Origin of the sequence: Salinicoccus albus DSM 19776 (assembly GCF_000385175.1) — a bacterium.
In the GTDB taxonomy this organism is placed as follows: domain Bacteria; phylum Bacillota; class Bacilli; order Staphylococcales; family Salinicoccaceae; genus Salinicoccus; species Salinicoccus albus.
Window position 1 is genome coordinate 16712 of sequence record NZ_ARQJ01000016.1, and the last position, 19588, is coordinate 36299.

19 protein-coding genes and 3 pseudogenes are annotated in these 19588 nt (G+C 41.8%); 9 read left to right on the forward strand and 13 right to left on the reverse strand.

What is annotated here, in order from left to right:
* Window positions 1-3: 3 nt before the first annotated feature.
* From G343_RS0101675 to G343_RS0101685, 3 genes are all read right to left on the reverse strand, one after another.
* Window positions 4-1158, reverse strand: coding sequence for a glycosyltransferase (locus tag G343_RS0101675; RefSeq protein WP_020006385.1), 1155 nt, complete (start codon window positions 1156-1158; stop codon window positions 4-6).
* Window positions 1159-1182: 24 nt separating this feature from the next.
* The gene (locus G343_RS0101680) at window positions 1183-2304 is read right to left on the reverse strand and encodes a glycosyltransferase (RefSeq protein ID WP_026366228.1); all 1122 of its coding nucleotides are present in this window, start codon (window positions 2302-2304) and stop codon (window positions 1183-1185) included.
* Window positions 2305-2452: 148 nt separating this feature from the next.
* Window positions 2453-3760 (reverse strand): UDP-glucose dehydrogenase family protein, encoded by a 1308-nt coding sequence (locus G343_RS0101685; RefSeq protein WP_020006387.1) that lies wholly within the window; start codon window positions 3758-3760, stop codon window positions 2453-2455.
* 316 nt (window positions 3761-4076) lie between these two features.
* Between G343_RS0101685 and G343_RS0101690 the strand changes: the two genes are divergently transcribed.
* The gene (locus G343_RS0101690) at window positions 4077-5390 is read left to right on the forward strand and encodes a nucleotide sugar dehydrogenase (RefSeq protein WP_020006388.1); all 1314 of its coding nucleotides are present in this window, start codon (window positions 4077-4079) and stop codon (window positions 5388-5390) included.
* Between the two features lie 73 nt (window positions 5391-5463).
* Here G343_RS0101690 and G343_RS0101695 read toward each other — a convergent pair whose 3' ends face one another.
* From G343_RS0101695 to G343_RS0101710, 4 genes are all read right to left on the reverse strand, one after another.
* A complete protein-coding gene (locus G343_RS0101695; protein WP_020006389.1) occupies window positions 5464-6051 on the reverse strand; it encodes a GNAT family N-acetyltransferase in 588 nt (195 codons plus the stop codon).
* 13 nt (window positions 6052-6064) lie between these two features.
* Window positions 6065-6577: a CvpA family protein gene (locus tag G343_RS0101700; RefSeq protein WP_020006390.1), complete on the reverse strand. Its 513-nt coding sequence runs from the start codon at window positions 6575-6577 to the stop codon at window positions 6065-6067.
* Between the two features lie 366 nt (window positions 6578-6943).
* On the reverse strand, window positions 6944-9478 hold the full coding sequence (locus tag G343_RS0101705; RefSeq protein WP_020006391.1) for a heavy metal translocating P-type ATPase: 2535 nt from the start codon (window positions 9476-9478) through the stop codon (window positions 6944-6946).
* A 13-nt stretch (window positions 9479-9491) separates the two neighbouring features.
* Window positions 9492-9812, reverse strand: coding sequence for an ArsR/SmtB family transcription factor (locus G343_RS0101710; protein ID WP_020006392.1), 321 nt, complete (start codon window positions 9810-9812; stop codon window positions 9492-9494).
* 111 nt (window positions 9813-9923) lie between these two features.
* On the opposite strand from G343_RS0101710, the pseudogene G343_RS14140 reads away from it, so the two are divergent.
* Window positions 9924-10487: pseudogene (locus tag G343_RS14140) on the forward strand (SDR family oxidoreductase).
* 274 nt (window positions 10488-10761) lie between these two features.
* Window positions 10762-11253, forward strand: a complete 492-nt coding sequence (locus tag G343_RS0101725; protein ID WP_020006395.1) for a hypothetical protein — start codon at window positions 10762-10764, stop codon at window positions 11251-11253.
* A 248-nt stretch (window positions 11254-11501) separates the two neighbouring features.
* Here G343_RS0101725 and G343_RS0101735 read toward each other — a convergent pair whose 3' ends face one another.
* From G343_RS0101735 to G343_RS15305, 3 genes are read right to left on the reverse strand one after another with little or no spacing between them, the layout of a single operon-like run.
* The gene (locus G343_RS0101735) at window positions 11502-11777 is read right to left on the reverse strand and encodes a hypothetical protein (RefSeq protein ID WP_020006396.1); all 276 of its coding nucleotides are present in this window, start codon (window positions 11775-11777) and stop codon (window positions 11502-11504) included.
* On the reverse strand, window positions 11761-12036 hold the full coding sequence (locus G343_RS0101740; RefSeq protein ID WP_020006397.1) for a hypothetical protein: 276 nt from the start codon (window positions 12034-12036) through the stop codon (window positions 11761-11763). The genes G343_RS0101735 and G343_RS0101740 overlap by 17 nt, the downstream gene beginning before the upstream one ends.
* Before the next feature lie 57 nt (window positions 12037-12093).
* Window positions 12094-12252 (reverse strand): hypothetical protein, encoded by a 159-nt coding sequence (locus G343_RS15305; RefSeq protein ID WP_156823550.1) that lies wholly within the window; start codon window positions 12250-12252, stop codon window positions 12094-12096.
* A gap of 565 nt (window positions 12253-12817) precedes the next feature.
* Between G343_RS15305 and G343_RS0101745 the strand changes: the two genes are divergently transcribed.
* The 4 genes and pseudogenes from G343_RS0101745 to G343_RS15675 all read left to right on the forward strand — a co-directional run.
* Window positions 12818-13018, forward strand: coding sequence for a hypothetical protein (locus G343_RS0101745; protein WP_020006398.1), 201 nt, complete (start codon window positions 12818-12820; stop codon window positions 13016-13018).
* A gap of 209 nt (window positions 13019-13227) precedes the next feature.
* Window positions 13228-13848 carry a CadD family cadmium resistance transporter gene (locus G343_RS0101750; protein WP_020006399.1) on the forward strand — a complete coding sequence of 207 codons (621 nt, stop codon included), beginning with the start codon at window positions 13228-13230 and terminating at the stop codon, window positions 13846-13848.
* 482 nt (window positions 13849-14330) lie between these two features.
* A pseudogene (locus G343_RS15880) lies at window positions 14331-14483 on the forward strand (transposase); the annotation flags it as partial.
* A 33-nt stretch (window positions 14484-14516) separates the two neighbouring features.
* Window positions 14517-14749 (forward strand): annotated as a pseudogene (locus tag G343_RS15675) (transposase); the annotation flags it as partial.
* A 250-nt stretch (window positions 14750-14999) separates the two neighbouring features.
* On the opposite strand, the gene G343_RS0101760 reads toward G343_RS15675, so the two are convergent.
* The gene (locus tag G343_RS0101760) at window positions 15000-15836 is read right to left on the reverse strand and encodes an alpha/beta fold hydrolase (RefSeq protein ID WP_020006400.1); all 837 of its coding nucleotides are present in this window, start codon (window positions 15834-15836) and stop codon (window positions 15000-15002) included.
* A gap of 344 nt (window positions 15837-16180) precedes the next feature.
* On the opposite strand from G343_RS0101760, the gene G343_RS0101765 reads away from it, so the two are divergent.
* Both G343_RS0101765 and G343_RS0101770 read left to right on the forward strand, forming a co-directional pair.
* Window positions 16181-17209 (forward strand): NAD-dependent formate dehydrogenase, encoded by a 1029-nt coding sequence (locus G343_RS0101765; protein ID WP_020006401.1) that lies wholly within the window; start codon window positions 16181-16183, stop codon window positions 17207-17209.
* 208 nt (window positions 17210-17417) lie between these two features.
* Window positions 17418-17801 carry a DUF2255 family protein gene (locus G343_RS0101770; protein ID WP_020006402.1) on the forward strand — a complete coding sequence of 128 codons (384 nt, stop codon included), beginning with the start codon at window positions 17418-17420 and terminating at the stop codon, window positions 17799-17801.
* Between the two features lie 175 nt (window positions 17802-17976).
* Here G343_RS0101770 and G343_RS0101775 read toward each other — a convergent pair whose 3' ends face one another.
* Window positions 17977-18972 carry an aldo/keto reductase gene (locus G343_RS0101775; RefSeq protein WP_020006403.1) on the reverse strand — a complete coding sequence of 332 codons (996 nt, stop codon included), beginning with the start codon at window positions 18970-18972 and terminating at the stop codon, window positions 17977-17979.
* Between the two features lie 336 nt (window positions 18973-19308).
* Window positions 19309-19575, reverse strand: coding sequence for a DUF3995 domain-containing protein (locus G343_RS15680; protein ID WP_342662096.1), 267 nt, complete (start codon window positions 19573-19575; stop codon window positions 19309-19311).
* Window positions 19576-19588: the final 13 nt, after the last annotated feature.

Below are 19588 nucleotides of genomic sequence, written 5' to 3' on the forward strand. Positions count from 1 at the left end.
GTATCAGAATCCCCCTTTCGTATCAGAGGATAGATCCTGGTTGAGAAGCCCATTATACCAGCGGATCAATGTTTTTTCCTGACTCTGCCAGTTGAGCTCCCGCGTCACGGCTTCTTTGCCGTTCCTCCCCATCTGCATGGCTTCTTCGGGATTATGCTTCAAATAATCAAGCGCATTTTTAATCGCCGCGTCATCTTCCGGGTCCACAGCAATACCGCATTCGTATTTCTCGATGAATGCTTTCCATACCGGGAAATCAGAGCAGATGACAGGAAGGCCTGCGTTCATATATTCAAAGAACTTTGTCAGTTCCTTTTTCTTATAATGTTCCGTCGGCGGGAAGAGGGCAACACCTGCGAGCCAGTTCCTCTCCAGATACCTGTCTTCGATATCTTCCTTTTCAACGAAACTGTCAATGCCTTCGAAGTGAAGATTATCACTTCTCTCTTCAGCCACACTGCGCATCTCTTCAGCAAGCCCGCCCGGACACTTGCCAATAAAGTGAACGTCCAGGGCGGTATCAATTGCGGGCAGTTTCGCATGGTACAGTGCGCCGCGCACATGGGAGACATTGCCGGTGTAGATGACCTTATCCTCAACCGGCCCGCTTCTTTCGTGACGGGCGAATTTTTCATTGACCATCGGGTAGTTCAATATACAGACGCCATGCGGATAGAAATCTTTATAATATTTTTCTGCAAGTGCCAGTCCCATGCCTTTAGTGAAGAACTTTTCCGCTATTTTATAACCGCCAGCAATCAGCCGCTTAACGGAGTGATTCATATAGTCTTTCTGCATGATGCTCGTCACATAGTCTTCGTGAATATCGTAGATGACCACATTTCCTTTGTTCTTCAGCAGCCATGCCGCAGGCAGGAGTTCCGGATCATGGAAATGATAGACATCCGCATCCATTTTCTTTGCCTGTCTGTAGGCATCATATGTGCCGAGGATCATGCGCCCCAGCCGGCGCTTGTATGTTTTAAGCGGGAGATGCCTGATCGGCTGCTCTCCGTCCTCCCCTTTAGGGGCCTTTTGCGCAATCAACGTCACATCAAATCCGGCATTCTGAAGGGAGCGGCACTCTTTATGGTAGATTCGGGGATCATATGGATGATGCACTGTGGTCAAATGCACCACATGTTTGTTTGTACTCATGTCACTTTATCTCCTGTTCCATGATTATTTATCCAGCGTTTCCATAAACATTTTTTCATATTGACCGACAATTGTATCTACATGAAATTCATTGGCGCGTGCTTTTCCTTTTTCAATGACAGCTTCACGGGCGTCCGCATCCAGTTCCAGCATATGACAGATCGCCTCCGCCAGTCCGCTTTCATCTGAATGTTCACATATCCGGCCGTACTCGCCATCAGCCAGCACTTCTGCCGCGCCGGGTCTGGCCATCGTGGAAACCACCGGTGTCCCTGCAGCCAGGGCTTCTGCCAGAACATGCCCGAAACCTTCCCGTATGGAAGAGAGGACAAACAGATCGGCGTGCTTGAAAAACACATAAGGATTCCGCTGGAACCCGGGAAAATGGACATGCGTCTGTATACCCAAGTCTTTTGCCAGCCTTTTTAGGTCTGATTCCAATTCTCCCTCACCAAGGATGACCAGATGACTGTCAGGCATTTGCCGGATGACTTTTGCAAACGCTCTGATCAATGTCTGGTGATCCTTGTCATGGACAAGTCTCCCGGCAGTGATCACCACCCGCCGGTCTGGTGCGAAAAGAGCGCTATGTGAGCCTTTGATGTCATCCCTCTCCATCATCCGCTGGATGCCTGCCACATCTACCGGATTATAGATGATGTCGATTTTGCCCGGACGCACTTTATAGCGGTTTACAATATTCTCTTTGACCCCTTTGGATAAGGCAATCACTCTGGCAGCCCGCTTGTAAAGCAGGCCTGCCAGCCGCAGTTTCACATTTTCTTTCAGCGATCCGCCAAGGTAAGCCGCTTCCCTGACGACGGTTTCAGCCGGCGTGAAAGACAGCAGTGTGCCAAGGATGGCAACGATATTGTAATTGGGAATCGTACTGAATACGAGGTCCGCTTCCTCCCGCCTGATGACTTTAGCCAGCGGCAGGATGGCGGAACGCAGTCGTTTTGTATCCAATTTGATGAAGGTCACGTCGTCTTTTAAATCGTCTTCATAGCTTCCATTATAGTTGAGAGTGACCAGGACCGGGTCGAATCGGGTCCGGTCGATATTATTCAGGATATTCAGCATTGTTCTGGCGGCACCGCCTGCGCCCATCTGATAAATGAAAAACAGAATCCTCTTCTTTTCCACGATACCCAAGCCTTCCCTCAACTGATATTTACTCAGCGTATTATACCACAGGCATTGATATAATTAAATTATATCAATGCTCACTGCGAGGTCCGCCGTACTTTTCCCGGCGCAAAAAAAGCCGGCATGCGTGCCGGCTCCCCTGCCTCTAACTTCGAACTACCGGACGGCCAATGGAATGATATTCAATCCCGCTGTCTTTGGCCTCCTTCAGGGTAAAGCAATTTCTTCCGTCAAAAATTACCGGATAATTCATATGTTTTTTATAGTTTTCAATCGGGTATTCTTTGATCTCCTTCCACTCCGTGAGGATAATGGCGATGTCTGAAGCATCGACCGCTTCATCCACACTAGCCGCATAGTGGATCTGTTCTGAGAGAACCCTCTTGGCATTATCGGCTGCGGCAGGATCATAGGCATGCACATCCGCACCCTCCGCAAGCAGTTTTTCAGTCACTGCTATTGATGGCGCTTCCCGGATATCATCCGTATTCGGCTTAAATGCCAGTCCCAATACAGCAACTTTCTTGCCTTTGACACTATCAAACCGCTCCATGACCTTATCTACGATAACGCCTCTCTGCCGCTCGTTCGAATCCACGACATTTTCCAATATCGGCATCTCATAGGATACATCCCTGGCGACTGATATGATTGCCCGTGTATCCTTCGGGAAGCAGGAGCCGCCATAACCAATCCCCGCATTCAGGAATGCGCTGCCGATCCGCTTATCCATCCCCATGCCTTCGGCCACATGATCAATATTCGCACCGATCTGTTCCGATAAATTCGCCATTTCATTGATGAAGCTGATTTTGGTTGCCAGAAACGCATTGGAAGCGTACTTGATCATTTCCGCGCTTCTGAGGTTCGTTTTTACAATGGGCAGATGGAAACCGGCATTCAGTTTTTCAAGGATTTCCAGTACTTCGTCATCTTCCGATCCGATGACGATCCGGTCTCCGTTGAATGTATCATGGACTGCTGACCCCTGGCGCAGAAATTCGGGGTTTGAAGCGATCCTGATACTTACATCATTGACCAGACCGGCTTCGATCTTATCTTTGATATATTCGTTTGTGCCGACCGGCACCGTACTTTTCGTCACCACAATCGCGTCATGCTCAAGATGATAAGCGATGGAGCCGCAGACTTCGTTGACAGAGGTCAGGTCCGCGGAGCCATCATCATTCTGCGGGGTGCCGACAGCAATATATACAAGATCTTTTTCGCGCAGCCCCTCAGCATATTCTGTCGTAAAGTGCAGACGGTCTTCCGCGATATTCTTTTGGAGAAGCTTCTGCAGACCCTCTTCATAGATGGGACTGATGCCTTGCTTTAATGTTGAAACTTTGTCATCATCGATGTCGATACATGTCACATGATTCCCCAGTTCTGACAAGCAGACCCCTGTAACCAGCCCCACGTATCCGGTTCCTATTACTGCTATTTCCATTCGGATATTCACTCCCAGTCCTTACTTTAACTATCATTCTATCATGTCATTTTCAATTGTATCTATCGTTTGAATGCCATGCCTTTAGACTTTGATTTTTTATAATATCAAATATGTCGGATGAAAACACGCATTGACCTAAATTTAAGTTTAAAATTTCACAAAATATGTTTGCTAATTTTACCATATGATCGTTGTTTATTCTACTTTTCAGGTTGGAGGAATGCAATCAATACCCAAAGATTGTATAATATGTCTGATAGGCACATGGATTTATATAAATGATAATACGTAGATCAAGGAAGGCAGAGATGCTATGAATTTATTTGAAAAACTGCAATCGAAAGAGGAAACACTCACGGTGATCGGCCTGGGCTATGTCGGACTGCCGCTCGCCGTTGAATTCGCCAAAAAATATGATGTTGCGGGTTTTGATCTGAATCAGGATAAATTGGCACAGTATCGGAACGGTACAGACGTCACTGAAGAAGTGGGAGATGAAATGGTCCGGGATACGACAATGTCATTTACCAGTGATGAGGCGGACCTTAAAAACTCCAAATTCCATGTGGTCGCTGTACCCACACCGATAAATGCAGATAAAACACCGGACCTGAACCCGGTGATCGGGGCCAGCGAAACAGTCGGCCGAAATCTGACAAAAGGCGCATACGTCGTATATGAGTCCACCGTATATCCTGGCACGACAGAGGAGATCTGTATCCCGATCCTTGAAAAAGAATCCGGGCTGAAATACGGGGAAGACTTCAAAGTCGGCTATTCCCCGGAGCGGATCAATCCCGGTGATAAGAAGAATACATTGACGCAGATCATAAAAGTGGTTTCGGGCTCCGATGCGGAAGCATTAAAAATCATTTCCAATGTATATGGCTCCATCATTGAAGCCGGCGTACATGAAGCTGAATCGATCAAGGTCGCGGAAGCGTCAAAAGTGATCGAGAATTCCCAGCGGGATATCAATATCGCCTTCATGAATGAACTTTCCATGGTATTCAATAAGATGGATATTGATACGAAGGCTGTTTTGGAAGCGGCCGGCACAAAGTGGAATTTCCTGAAATTCACGCCTGGTCTGGTCGGCGGACATTGTATCGGCGTAGACCCCTACTACTTCACATACAAAGCAGAGCAGCTCGGATATCACTCCCAGATCATCCTGTCCGGCCGAAAGATCAATGACGATATGGGTAAATATATCGCCAGCAATACCATCAAGAAGATGATTAAAGCAAAACAGGGGATTGACGGGTCGAGAGTGGCCATCCTCGGGCTCACATTCAAAGAAAATGTGGCCGATGTGCGCAATACGAAAATCATCGATATCATCCATGAACTGGAAGATTATGGTGTGGAAGTGATTGTCCATGACCCGGTGGCCAATCCGCAGGCGGTCCGCGATGAATTTGATATACAGCTGGCGGATGATGCGGATTTGAAGAATCTGGACTGTGTCGTGCTCGCTGTCCCGCATGATGAATATAAAGAAATATATGATTTGGATCAGCTTGCAGATCTCTATAGAAATGACAAGAAAGTCCTCGTTGATGTGAAAGGTATTTTAGACCGGCGGACCTGCGAAGACAAAGGCTATTATTATTGGAGTCTGTAGTCAGATATAAGAAAAAGCAGTGGCCGTAATTCCCAGTCCAAGGGGTTACGGCCACTGTTTTGTGTGAAATGTTTTAATGGAATGCTTCAATATACCAAGGATACTTCTCCTTATATCCTTCATATGTCGGCACGGATTCGTCAAAGTTCATTTGATACATTCTGAAAGTCACCAGCTGCTGCGTCTTCTCCCATATTTCATCGTAGGAATAATGATACTCAAAACCCAGCTTTTCCATTACTCTGCCGCTGGCAGGGTTATCTACGTCATGAGTAGCCGTCAAATAGGCATACCCATCCTGCTTCAACTGCTGTAATACCGGCCTGGCTGCCTCTGTGGTGATCCCGCTGTGCCAGAAATCGCTTCTTAATGCATATCCGAAATCATAAGCCGGGCCGATTTGGTCGACACCCGCATATCCGATCGGACGGTCATCTTCCTTCAAACAGATCGCGAAGAAATAATCCCGCTTCTTAATCGTGACAGCAAAATGCGCTTTAAGATTCTGAACGGCTTCTTCAGGTTCGCTCATGAGTGGCAGCGGGATAAAAGTGCTGACTGCTTCATCGCTCAGAATGTCGTATAAGGCATCTGCATCCGTGATTTTAAACGGCCTTATAATCAGCCTTTTTGTTTCATGAACATGTTCAAGCTGTTTCAATCATCCCACCGCCTTACAGTTCTTCTATTTTCTCAGAAAGAAATGGCGTGTGCTCAACCATCCCCTGTGCCAATGCCGAATTCGATACCGCATCTTCTGCAGAAGCAATCGGTATAAGGACCACCAAATTCAAGAGCAGGAAAACGATCAAATATACTTTGACAAACCCAAACGCCCCGCCAAACCACCGGTTCACTATTCTTAACACGGGGAGTTCAGCCAGAGAATTGAGCATTGAACCCAGCGTATTCCATAGGATATTTACTCCTAAAAACAGGATCAGAAAAGCAATCGTCCGGTAGTAAAAGTCTTCTGTGATATTGGAGAAAAAGCCCGGACCGCTGCCTGTCAGATCAGGAGAAGGAATCCACCTTAAATGCGGAGCAAGCTCAGTGAAATATAAATAGGCAACGGCAAGTGAAACCAGAAAACCGGTTAAATGAACAAACTCATAGACCAGCCCCCGCCTCAGCCCGATAAAAAAGCCACCCGCCAAAATCAGCAGGATAATCAATGTCAATATCATTTTGTTCCCTCCTTCCGTATATTTTTCAATCTTTTCGTATTGCTGCCAAAGTAAAGCCCGGAAAAGTGCTTCCTGAATAGCATCTATATTAAATATTCACTTCGGTGTTCGTGCAGTCAGTATAAGTTTATCACTTAGAGTTAACATAAAGCCAACAATTAATAAACACATTGATTATAATGGACCCAAGATTTCCAACACGATTTGAGTTTTGAATGCTGGTATATATCTTTTTCGTTTCATACTATTCATTGCCGGTATTTAATATAAAGTGATCAGCTGTCTTATTGATTTTCACGGCATGGGTACGGCATTGATTGCAGCCTTTATCCGATATGGAATGCGTCAGTGGAAAAGCCGTTCAGATTAGACTGAACGGCTTTTCCACTGATTACTTAAATGCGGGTCTGCAGATTGGGAAGAGGTACTTTTCTCTTTGTATTTTAACAGACGCAGTGCATTTAAAATGACAATCAAAGCGGCTCCGGTATCACTCAGGACAGCCATCCAGAGTGTCAGCCATCCGGGCACGATTAGGGCTAATGCAATCAGTTTTACGATGAGTGCAAACCAGATATTTTGTTTGATAATCGTCATTGCTTTCTGGCTTAATTTAACGGTGTGTGGAAGTTTTTCCAGATTATCCGCCATCAGAACAATATCAGCGGTTTCCATCGCGGTATCTGTGCCTGTGCCCCCCATCGCAATGCCAAGATCTGATGAAGCCAGTGCCGGGGCATCATTGATGCCGTCGCCGACCATGGCAACGTTATGTCCTTCATGCTGAAGCTCTTTGATCGCTTTTATCTTATCCTCCGGCATCAGTTCAGCAAAATAGCGATTTATATTTGTTTTTTCCGAAATCATTTTTGCTGTGCCTTCATTATCTCCGGTAAGCATGGCCAATTGGCTGACCCCGGCATGCTTCAGACCGCTTAACGCCTCAACAGCAGAGGTGCGCATCGTATCAGATACAGAAATCAGTCCAAGTACTGCTTGTTCGGTACCGATAATCACGACCGTTTTCCCTTGACTCTGCATTTCATCTATCTTCGGCCTGATGTCATTCAAATCGATATTCATTTCTTTAAAAAGTTTCAGATTGCCAGCATAGTTGACTTGTCCGTCAATCGTGGCCTGAACGCCTTTGCCGGAAATATTCTGAAATGCTTCGCCATGTTTCGGGGGGATGCCTTTCTCTTTGGCGTAACTGACAATGGTTTTGGCTATAGGGTGTGTGGAATAATCTTCTAATGTGACAGCAAGAGAGATCAATTCATGTTCAGGCACTGTTAATGCTTCCATTTCAGTTACCTTTGGCGCCCCTTCTGTCAGTGTCCCTGTTTTATCAAATGCGATTGATGTTATATTGCCTGCTTTTTCTAAAAATGTGCCGCCTTTGATTAAGATGCCATTTTTCGCAGCATTTCCGATCGCAGAAACAATTGCAACAGGCGTTGAAATGACCAATGCACAAGGACAGGCGACAACTAATAACGCAAGTCCTCGGTATACCCATTCGCTCCAACTGCCAAAGTCAAAGAGCGGCGGCAGAACAATGACGGCTAATGCCAAACTGAACACAATCGGCGTGTAGATACTTGCGAATTTATCGATAAATGCTTCAGCAGGCGCCTTCTGTTCCTGTGCTTCCTCCACAAGATGGATGATTTTGGATATGGTTGTATCGTTTACCAGTTTGGTCACTGTTACATTAAGCGCACCGCTTTCATTAATCGTCCCTGCATAAACAGTATCACCAGCCACTTTGTCGACAGGTATGGATTCTCCGGTTATCGGTGCCTGATTAATACTGGTTTCCCCCTGCAAGATCTCACCATCTAAAGGGATGCGATCTCCGGGCTTGACTACAATTGTATCGCCGAGGGATACTGCTTCGACCGGCTGCTTAACTAAGTCTCCCCCTGATTTAACCCAAGCTTCTGAAGGAGCTAATTCCATTAAACCACGAATGGAATTTCTCGTCTGTTCGATGGATCTGTTCTGGAGGAAGGTCCCCAGTGTAAACAGCCAGACAACAATCGCCCCTTCAAACCATTCCCCGATTAAAGCAGCTCCGATGGCTGCAGCGGACATCAGAACATTCATATCCAATGACCGGCTTTTTATAGCGTAATAAGCGCTTTTTATCGGTTTAAAGCCGCTGATAACGATGGCAGCTGCATATAAAAGCGTCGATAGGATTACGGGGAGCGGTGTCAAAGCGCTGATGAGACCGAGAGCGATCAGTGCCCCGGATAATGTGATTAATCCATATCCGCCCTTCCGATCTTTATGCGCCGCTGATGTTTCGCGATCTGTGTGCAGAGCGGCATCATATCCAATTTTTGATACTTCAGAAACGATGTCATCCACACTGTTTTCGTGCGCCACTTTCATTTTTCCTGTTGAAAAATTGACGCTGACATCATTGACGGAAGGATTATTTTTTAAATGATGTTCAATGGTTTGTGCGCAGTTTCCGCAATCCATACCAGCAACATCATACGTTCTGAAATGACTATTTTCTTTTAGCGGCTCAGCAGAAAATCCTAATTTTTGAACTTCATTTTCAATTTGGCCGGAGGCCAGGGGAGTACTGCCTGATACTTGCAACTTTGACGTATTATAATTGACCTTTACCGCCTGAACATCATTCAGCCGATTCAGCCCCTTTTCAATTGTCACAGCACAGGAAGGGCAATCCATCCCATATATGCGATATTCAGCCTTCCCACCGCTGTCATTTCCATCAGATGATATATCAGCAGCAGAATAACTCTCTTCGTTTTTACTCTCACAGCAGCTGTCAATCTCTTCGGACTGATGACTGCAGCATGCATCGTCATTTTGTGCCGTTATTAAATCCTTTTCATCCGGTCCGCAGCATTTTTGTGACATATATTTCTCCTCCCTACACTATATGATTTTCACAAGTCGTTATATCACTTTCTACATCTTCAAGAACGACATCAATCATTGTCAATAAATCCCGCACCCGCTGGTTGCGCAATCCATAATAAACGTATTTCCCATTCCGCCGTCCAGAGATAATCCCGCACCCCTTCAAGCATGCCAGATGCTGAGAAATATTTGATTGATTTCCTTGTAATTCATCAACGACTTGAGAGACTGTTTTTTCATCGTCCTTAATACATTCTAGTATCTGGATCCTTGTTTTGTTCGAAAACCCATGCAAAAGCTTCACTTTTGATTCGTCATCAACTGTTAACATCATGTCCTCCCCAATCATATTAGAAAATATTAATACGTGTTATTTTCTAATATTAGCATAAACTAATATGATTGGCAAAGTTACTAGCAATTATCAAAATAGGGTGAAGCAATTACAACGAAATTATTACAACCAGGAATGAATGTTGTAGCTGTGGCGAGGAACCAAGATAAGCTCAATGAGTTAGTTTCTAAATTCAGTAATGAATTAAAAGTTCTTACTATACAAGCTAATGTCACGCAGAAACATGCAATTGATGACGCAGTCACAACAAGCTGAAAAACAAATTGGGATGAAATGATTAATACTAGTATCAAAGGCGTACTTTATGGTGTGAATGCAGTCGTTGATAAGATGGTTAATAATCAAAAAGGTCACATTGTGAATCTCACCTCCGATTCAAGTTTTGAAGTCATCGAGTGTCTGTCAGTTTATTGTGCTACGAAATTTTCTGTACGTGCGATTTCTATTGGATTAGAAAAAGAGTTAGCCAATACAGGTGTGAGAGTAACGAATGTATCCCCAGGGATGGTGGAAACAGATTTAAGTGCTAAAATTCCTTGTGAAGGAAACAGAAAAAAATTAACACCTGAAGATATTGCTAATGCAGTCGCTTATGCCATTTCTCAACCAAGTTATGTTAATGTCAATGAAGTAACTGTACGTCTCTCATAAATCTAACTAACTTATAAAGAAGAGCGTGCTCCAAAACCATTGTTTTCTTGGGCGCGCTCTTCTTCGATTTCTATTCTTTAATTTGATTAGTAATGTCATTTACATCTACATGTGATCTTCTTTCAATTATTTTATTATCCACTCGATATTTTCTGCGAAAAATCTCGTTCAAAATCAAAAGAAAATAGAAAGTAATAATATTTTTGTCCAAAATTTGACTTTTTATTTTAAGTATGAAATCCTCTTAAATATACTAAAATAGGAGGAATTAAGAATGAAAAACATCATGAAAGTTTTTGCAGTAATAACTTTTGTATTAGGTGGTATTACTTTTAATAGTTCAGCAGTTGATGCAGAACAAACGCAAAAAGAAAATGTATACATAGAACAAATCAACGAAAGTACTATGCAATTACATCTAGAAGACGAAATTACATTTGAACAAAATGAAAATGGTCAATCTTACTTAGTTGACACAAGTAACAACCAAGAAGAAACTTTGCCAACACAAACAACAGACGCTAATGGAAATCAAATTAACCTAGTTTATGAACAAAATGAAGACGGAGTAGAAGTTCAACTTCAAAACCTTATCCAACCATTCGGCTGGCTCCAATGTTCACTTGGTACAGCTGGAGGAATAGGATCAGGTGGCTTAGCTGGAGCTGGTGTAGGAAGTGCAGTACCTGGAATTGGAACAGTAGCTGGAGGAATTATTGGAGGAATCTCAACTGGTATGACAGGGGCAGCAGCAAGCTGTTTCTAAGTTGAAAAGTAGGTGGTAATATGGACAATTCAATATTATGGAGTGCTAAATTTATACCAGTATATTTTATTATATCTATACTTGCTTTTATTCTTTACTTTGTTGTTATAGATACAAATAATTTTAGTGCCATTTTTATACCTCTGTTTCCATTAGGTGTAGGAATATCATCAATAATTTATAATAGTAAAAAACATCAAAATCAAAATTCATAAAAAAACAGGGGGCTGAGGCCCCTCTTTTTTGAATTATTTAAATACAAAAAGAGTACAAACTACAAAAATCAGCAATGCATTTAAAAGCATAACAGGCGCTACCTTAATTGCCTTCTCCTTAATTGACATTTTTTTATTAGCAAGTTGCTCTAAAAACCAAGTTGATAAAATAATCATAAATGACATAAAGGTATATATACCAATATTTTTACTAAAGAAATCGGTCATAGGAAAAGATGCCAGAACAAAATGAATTGTAAATAACGCTGTGAAGAAATACTTATCTATAAAATTAGATGTCATACTCATTATCATCACTCCTATTTATCGACAAGCAACCTAGGCTTCCACCAGTCCACATTGCACTAGTTGCTGTAGCAGCACCCAGAGCAGCCCAACCAGCTGGACCTGACAGACCAAGGGATAGACTCCCTGCCCCGATGACAGTTGAATTCGATAAGCCTACAGCTGACATCGCTGCACTACATACTGTTGTTGCAACTGAACTATAAGTTACTATACCATTTTCTTTTGGTGTAACTTCATCTTCAAATCTTTCCAAAGTCATCATTAACTCTTCCTGAGCTTCTTTCCCTTGATTACCAGCTAATATTGAATTGAAATCCTATACATATAATATAAAATCTTCAACTTCAAAGTTCAAAGAACTATTATTTAATTTTTGTTTCAATCCTTCTTCATCTACTAAACTTAAATAATAATCTCCAGCACTCTTTAAATGGTCCAGGAACAAACCTGAAAATGCCGCTGATTCTTCTTTCAACTTGCGCTTTTGTTACATCAGATACACCAAACAAACCTAATGAAATTACCAAAGCTGAAGCAATAAAAACTTTAAAAATCTTAGAAAACATAATTTACTACCATATGTATTTCCCCCGAAATTTAACATAAATGATCTTATAATCAATAAATCCCAAATAATTATCAAAATTTTTGCAGACGAATTTTTGCAGATATGAATAATACTTATTCCAATTTCTTTTTGGTGTGAACCAACGGCAACCCTAAAAACCCAAAAGCTGTCGGTAGGCTTCCTTGATAACTCACGGTATCTGCCTACCGGCTTCTTGGTTTATTCAGGGTTGCTTTTCCCACCAAACGTTTTCTCGGCATAAATAGATATCCACTGTTTTTTAGAGCGCAGGCGAAGTAGTGGCAACACCCACTAACTTTCACTTGGTAAAGCTCTTAGAATTATTAAAAACGCAGCGCGTCAAACCTATAAAAGGAAATTGGAATAAATATAATGGGGATGTGACAAAAACGTTAGTTTTGAACAAGCTCTTTTTTGTTAGGATAGAGTTAAAGAACTGTGGGGGTATACGATGTTATTGACTATTTTAGGTTATATTTTTGGTATCGGTTTTATTGTCTTTGGTATTAGCGCTTTGGCTCTTATAGAGTATGAAATTTATAAATATATAACTAAAAGAACTGAAAAGATAAATTTTAAATCTAGTATCTATTTAGCGTCTGTATCTGCTTTTTGTGTAGCTTTTTTAATTGTTGCAGCAAATGTTACCTAGTGTGAAAAACGTCTGGAAAATAAGGCTCATTTTGCTTTTAAAAACGAGTTGAAAAAACGAGTTCTTTTTTCTCTCGGATATGCATACAACCCTGCAGGCAATCTGATTTCTAGACGAATACCGTCTAGTATCAATATCAAAAACGCCATTGTATTTTTGTAATAAACAAGCCATAATATATTCAAAAATAAGTTTGAATGAGGTGCGTTATGTTTCAAACAATAACAATAGCCACAGTTCTTTATTTTGCTACTGCGATTGATCTAATCACTATACTCTTAATATTTTTTGGGAGAGCTCAAACAAAAAAACAATACAGAAATATTTATTTAGGGCAGTATCTAGGATCAATTACATTAATTATTATAAGTTTAATATTGGCTTATGTGTTAGGTTTCGTTCCACAAAAATGGATTTTAGGACTTTTAGGATTCATTCCTATTTATTTTGGCATTAAAACACTTTTTTCTGATGATTCTGCAGAAGAAGAAAACGCTGAGAACCAATTACAGAAAAAAGGGTTAAATAAGTTGACAAGTATTGTTGCTTTAGTGGTTATTGGGAGTTGTGGTGCAGATAATATCGGTTTATTTGTTCCTTATTTTGTCTCACTGAATGTTCAAAGTCTAGTCATAACATTGATTGTATTCTTAGTGTTAATTTTTGTATTAGCATTTGTTGCCCATAAGATATCAGATATCCCTGGTGTCGGTGAAGTTATTGAAAATTATAGTAGGTGGATAATAACAGTTATATACATTGGATTAGGTCTATTTATTATTATTGAAAATAAAACTATCCAAGTAATTTTTGAAATGCTTTTTAGTTGACGAAAACGTTACCGAGCACCGTGAAGATGTTCAGCTCTTTATCAGTTATAGATGCAGACTCTGCGATATTACTGGTGCTCAATTCTGAAACGTACTTTTTGATGTTTATTTCATTTGAAACTGAATTATCCTACTCCCGCTAAAGTAATCATTAGACCCAACCAAAATAGAATTAAATATTTTTAGTTTGGTTACTTCCAGCCGTTCAATTATATCAGGTTTATTCAATTTCATTTTACGCTATTATAAAACTATAGGAACTATGGATAATGATATAGAGAACAAGTCAAAAGGTCTGAAAGATTAAATATACCTCCATCAACTTACTAAATCCTGAATTATTCATAGAAAAATATTAACAGGCAATTAATGCCGGTTTCATTGGTTTTCCAAGGGAATGCCCATTCACTTGAAAAGTGAAAAAAACCCGTTTCTGATAAGGTTAAATTACCACAAAATAACCAAAAGAAAGGGTTCTTATAATGGCTACTTTACCTCAAATCTCATTCGACGGCGGTCCGCTCTCTTCCGATACGGGCACGCTGCTCTTCCGGGAATTCGATGAAACAGTCGGGTTCTTAAAGACCATCGCCGAGCATCTGCACCTGAAAGACAACCGGCTGTATTATATCCATTCCAATGATCACACAACGGCGGAATATCATTTTGAAGCAACGGAATACCAGGCGAAATCCTGGGACATACCCAGAAAAGTGATTGTCCAGTCCGTCCGCCAAGCAGATGAACTGTTTTTCACCCACTCATTTTTCATCACCAACCTGGGGATGCCTTTTCGCCACGGAATATCGTCAAAGCCTACAACAAGCGCGGCACGATGGAAAACTACATCAAAAAAGCGAAGCACGGGTTCCGAATGGACAAGATGGACAGCCATACCTTCCGGCAGCGTCACTTCCAGTTGTTTGCCAACTTTGAGCTAAACTTAATGCTGAAGATTGATCTAAGTATATTTCAGCTCCCCACCAGTTATACCGTTGGGTTCTTCGGTTGATTCGTTGTGTAATCAACTATGCAAAGCGATTTTCTTTTTTGTTAATATAAAAAGGACCTATTTTGAAAAAAATTTCAAAATAGGTCCTGTGTTTGCAGATTTGAGTTTCAGTTTTATAAAAACGTTTATGCTCAGATTCTTAGTCCTTCAAAAATGTCAGAAGTTCTTCATTGAACTCTTTGGCATGTGTTGCATTCAAACCATGCGGTCCGCCTTTTATCAAGGCTAATTTACTGCCGGGAATGGTTTCGTGCGTCCGCTTCCCGCTAACTTCAAACGGTACAATTCCATCTGAATCACCGTGAATCACAAGGACAGGTAAATTGAACTTGGTTAAATCTTCTCTAAAGTCTGTCTTACCGAAAGCAGAGATACAATCCAGTGTGCCTTTTGGCGAGGCCCATGCCGCAATATCTCTATTATATAAACGGAATGGTTCACTGACTAAGTCAGTCTGATCCCCGCCAGCGAAAAAGTTCTTCGTAAACCCGTCAAGAAACGCAATGCGGTCGTTCTTCACTCCGTTTTCAAATTCTTCTATCGTTGCGTCATCCATTCCACCCTCAGGGTTATCCTCGGACTGGTACAGATAAGGCGGAACAGCGCCGGCAAATACAGCTTTTTTCACTCTATCTGTGCCGTATGCACCGATATAACGGGCAACTTCGCCGCCGCCCATTGAAAAGCCGACAAGCGTTACATCATGAAGATCCAACTGTTCCATTAACTGTTGTAAATCCGCAGCGAAGGTATCATAGTCATATCCATTCCAAACTTGAGAAGAATTCCCAAATCCTCGGCGATCATAAGTGATGACTCTGTAGCCCGCTTCTACGAGCGCAGGCACCTGGTATTCCCAAGCGCGGCTGCTTAATGGCCAGCCGTGAATTAACACAATCGGTTCACCGCTGCCGTAGTCCTCATAATAAAGTTCGATGGGTGCCTGATTTTCTGTGCCTACCGTGATTTTTGCCATGTCATTCCCTCCAAGATATTTTAAGTGTCTGTCTAATCAATTTCAGGTTCTTCCCGGAAAAAGGTGAAACATTTAACCGTTTGTCATTAAACCTTTCCCATTGTCTCTTTCCTATAAACATCATGATTTAGTCCAAACCTCCGGTATAAGAATGATTCTGCATTAACAAAAGAGAGCACTAATACAGAATTGAAATTTAATTTTTATTTTGCCGTAAAAATAAAGAACTAAATTGCTTTTGAACATAAACTCTATTATTTGATGTTTAACCATTTCGAAACTATCATTGAATATAACAGATATAGTTTTATTTGTTAATATATGTAAAAGAGAGGTAAATAATAATGAAACTTGTATTATTGGTTCCGCACGATGAAAAAGGCCAGTATGAAAATCAGTTACTCAGTGACTATAAAGCACTCGGCTTAAAAGAACATTTAAGCGATGACCATGAGCTCGTTATTATTAACAACGATGAAGACTTAGATGAGCACTTAGAAGACGTTGAAGTGGTTATCAGTTCACCGTTCCTGCCTTCATATATAACCAAAGATCGCATGGAAAAAGCGCCGAATCTAAAATTGTCGATCACCGCCGGCGTCGGTTCGGACCATGTTGATTTAGCAGCGGCCCAAGAGAAGGATATTTCCGTCGTCGAAGTGACAGGAAGTAACCAGGTCAGTACTGCAGAACACGCAGTTACGACGATGTTCCTTCTATTACGTAACTTCCAGGAAGGAAATCGTCAGGCTCGTGAAGGCGAATGGGATCTGCCTAAAGTCGGCAACAATGCCTACGACATAGAAGGCAAAACGATCGGTATCATGGGCTTCGGTAAAATCGGTAACATGGTAGCTGAACGTATTAAACCATTTGGCGTAAATATTCTGCACTACGACCCGCAGAAAAAAGAAGATACTGAAATTTCCAAAGCTGCCGAAAGTTTCGACACGCTGCTGGAAGAAAGTGATGTAGTGACGGTTCATGTACCGCTCTCCAATTCAACCGAAGGTTTATTTGACAAAGAAACTTTGAATAAGATGAAAGAAGGAAGCTATCTAATCAATGTTGCCCGCGGTGCTGTCGTGGATAGAGATGCCTTAGTAGACGCAATCAATACTGAAGGCCATATCCGTGCATACGGCGGTGACGTTTGGGACAAACAACCTGCTCCATCTGACCATCCTTGGAGAAACTTAACGCATACAAAAAGTGCCATGGTTCCTCACATGGGCGGTATGACAGTGGATGCTCAAAGACGTATTGAAGATGGCGTAAAAGACCTTCTAGACACCTATATCAAAGGAGAAAAATTCCCTGATGAACACGTGATTGTACAACATGGGGAAGTCAGCTCCAGCTACACTCAGTAAAGGAAAATAGACATCAGAAACTCCTGTTCCAATAGGATAGGCTTCCTTTATAGCAGACAGAGAAATAATAGAATTCTCTCATTTACTATAAAGGGAGCTTTTTAATTTTTCACTGCTGCACGCCATTCATAAATTGGTGTTCTTTTTATTGACCTGGAGCGCCCTCCAGGTATTATTATTGTAACTATACGCAAAGGAGATGAAAAATATGGCAGCCAACTGGAGTCAAGAACAAATCGATGCTTTTTCCAAAGCGGATGATATGTATATCTCCCCTTTTTACAGCGATGGGAAGACGCCTGGAACCCCAACATGGATTTGGTCCGTTGCTGTTGATAACCATCTTTATGTCAGAGCTTATAATGGCCAGAATTCGCGCTGGTATAATTCCGCTGTTGAGCAGAAGGCCGGAAAGATAAAAATAACCGGTGAAACGTACGATGTGGTATTTCAGCCGATTGAAAATGAGCCCGCATTAACAGAAAAGATTGATGAAGCCTATAATGAAAAATATGGTGACAGCAGCTATCTGCCGCCGATGTTAGAAAAAGGACCGGTAAGTGCAACCGTAAAAATTTTACCACGAGATTAATCGAACAATTTACAAAAGCCCTCTGAGTGCACTCAGAGGGCTTTTGTTTGGTTCAATTTTAGACATACAGGCAGATACCTCACGGTATGATTTGACCTCCTCCAGATGAAAAAATCTGGAGGAGGTCTGAAATGTACAAACAGCTTTTTTATCCCATATAGTCATTTCAATGTAATTATTTTTGCTTCTTCGGTAATGGAGCTTTAGAAGAGATGAATCCTTTTTCTAATAACTCTTGCCAAAAAGCATCTGGAATATCCATTTTTATCGCTGCCAGGTCTTCTTTGATCCTATCCGGACGGGAAGAACCAGTGATAACTGCTTTGGTTGCAGGGTGGGCTGCGGAAAATTGCAGAGCGGCCGCTTTTAAGTTAACATCGTAACGTTTTGCAATTTCCTCCAGTTGTTCTACCTTTGCTTTGATTTCTGGAGAAGCTTTTTCATAGTTAAAATAGTCCCCTCCAAGCAAGGCACCGGAACTATAAGCGCCACCGACAACAATGCCAACATCTTTTTCCTGTGCGGCAGGCATCATGCGCTCCAACGCACGCTCATGCTGCAGGAGCGTATACTGAGTGGCCGATAAGGACAGATCGGGGTTTGCATCATTTAATTCCATTGCCAGTTCGATGGGTTCTGTTGTATTGACTCCAACGCCCCAAGAACTAATGACTCCCTCGTCACGAAGGCGTGTGAGCGCACGAAATGCCCCTTTTCTCGCTTCATCGAATTTTGAAATCCATTCATCTCCGTGGAAATCAGATGAAATATCATGTACGAATACAATATCTAAGCGATCTGTTTTTAAACGCTCAAGGCTTTGCTCGACCGAACGGAGTGTTGCATCTTCGGTGTAATCCGTAATCGCCTGGTTTTTTCTTGCATTCTCAAACAACCCTGATTTCTCTTCCTCTTCATCTAAAATATACCGGCCCACTTTTGTGCTTATTACATAGTCATCTCGATTGTATTTGGATAAGGCCTCCCCTAATCGTATTTCCGAGAGACCGAACCCATAAAAAGGAGATGTATCAAAATAGCGAATTCCTTGATCCCAGGCAGATTCAATAGTAGCTCGAGCTTCTTCCTCAGAAACATCGCGGAACATGCTCCCTAGAGGACCTGTCCCCAAGCCGATTTTTTCTTTTAACGCTTGATCTAGATTAGCCATGCTAAATAAGCCTCCTTCTGTTTTCCGATCGAATATATTAACACGCACTTATGCTGCGATTAAGCAATTACTTCTATGTGATTAGGCTACTTTATATTGTAAGTTTAAAATAAAGTTTGATCAATATATACCTTTAAACCTTGGTTTAGTGAAAATTAAAGAGCCTGCTGTTGAAAAAAAATTGATCAAAATGGATTCTTATTATGTTCGGGGGTTCGTCAGTTCCCTTTCATGAAAACCATTCTCACCATATCCAGTTTTTCAGCCGCGCGGCATACCTTTTCCTTAGCAACGTTGCATAAGAATCTAAGTCAAAATCTAAAATATTAAATGCACTTAATGCAATTGTGATGAAATTAAGAAATCCATACACAAAAAAAAGACTCCCGCAAATTTCGTCACGTAATAAAGCATTCTGGTTATTAGAGACTTTCTCCACTGAACAATAAGCATCAACAATAATATTACGCCAAACAATTTTATAAAACCGGTAAGCCATGTCATAATAACGAACGATGGATCAGGATTTAAGGATATCTCATAGACAGCTCCACCCAGGGATCTAACACCGAGCATACCACCCATTGCCCAATAGAAACTCATACCCGCAAAAATC

What these genes read in the sequence shown, in the direction of transcription:
- G343_RS15680 (WP_342662096.1), bottom strand. Translation starts at nt 19,575, where the DNA reads ATGAGTTTCTATTGGGCAATGGGTGGTATGCTCGGTGTTAGATCCCTG.
- G343_RS0101675 (WP_020006385.1), bottom strand. Translation starts at nt 1,158, where the DNA reads ATGAGTACAAACAAACATGTGGTGCATTTGACCACAGTGCATCATCCA.
- G343_RS0101740 (WP_020006397.1), bottom strand. Translation starts at nt 12,036, where the DNA reads ATGACTTTGGAAAGATTTGAAGATGAAGTTACACCAAAAGAAAATGGT.
- G343_RS0101690 (WP_020006388.1), top strand. Translation starts at nt 4,077, where the DNA reads ATGAATTTATTTGAAAAACTGCAATCGAAAGAGGAAACACTCACGGTG.
- G343_RS0101735 (WP_020006396.1), bottom strand. Translation starts at nt 11,777, where the DNA reads ATGAGTATGACATCTAATTTTATAGATAAGTATTTCTTCACAGCGTTA.
- G343_RS0101775 (WP_020006403.1), bottom strand. Translation starts at nt 18,972, where the DNA reads ATGGCTAATCTAGATCAAGCGTTAAAAGAAAAAATCGGCTTGGGGACA.
- G343_RS0101725 (WP_020006395.1), top strand. Translation starts at nt 10,762, where the DNA reads ATGAAAAACATCATGAAAGTTTTTGCAGTAATAACTTTTGTATTAGGT.
- G343_RS0101770 (WP_020006402.1), top strand. Translation starts at nt 17,418, where the DNA reads ATGGCAGCCAACTGGAGTCAAGAACAAATCGATGCTTTTTCCAAAGCG.
- G343_RS0101700 (WP_020006390.1), bottom strand. Translation starts at nt 6,577, where the DNA reads ATGATATTGACATTGATTATCCTGCTGATTTTGGCGGGTGGCTTTTTT.
- G343_RS0101705 (WP_020006391.1), bottom strand. Translation starts at nt 9,478, where the DNA reads ATGTCACAAAAATGCTGCGGACCGGATGAAAAGGATTTAATAACGGCA.
- G343_RS0101765 (WP_020006401.1), top strand. Translation starts at nt 16,181, where the DNA reads ATGAAACTTGTATTATTGGTTCCGCACGATGAAAAAGGCCAGTATGAA.
- G343_RS0101745 (WP_020006398.1), top strand. Translation starts at nt 12,818, where the DNA reads ATGTTATTGACTATTTTAGGTTATATTTTTGGTATCGGTTTTATTGTC.
- G343_RS0101760 (WP_020006400.1), bottom strand. Translation starts at nt 15,836, where the DNA reads ATGGCAAAAATCACGGTAGGCACAGAAAATCAGGCACCCATCGAACTT.
- G343_RS0101685 (WP_020006387.1), bottom strand. Translation starts at nt 3,760, where the DNA reads ATGGAAATAGCAGTAATAGGAACCGGATACGTGGGGCTGGTTACAGGG.
- G343_RS0101750 (WP_020006399.1), top strand. Translation starts at nt 13,228, where the DNA reads ATGTTTCAAACAATAACAATAGCCACAGTTCTTTATTTTGCTACTGCG.
- G343_RS0101710 (WP_020006392.1), bottom strand. Translation starts at nt 9,812, where the DNA reads ATGTTAACAGTTGATGACGAATCAAAAGTGAAGCTTTTGCATGGGTTT.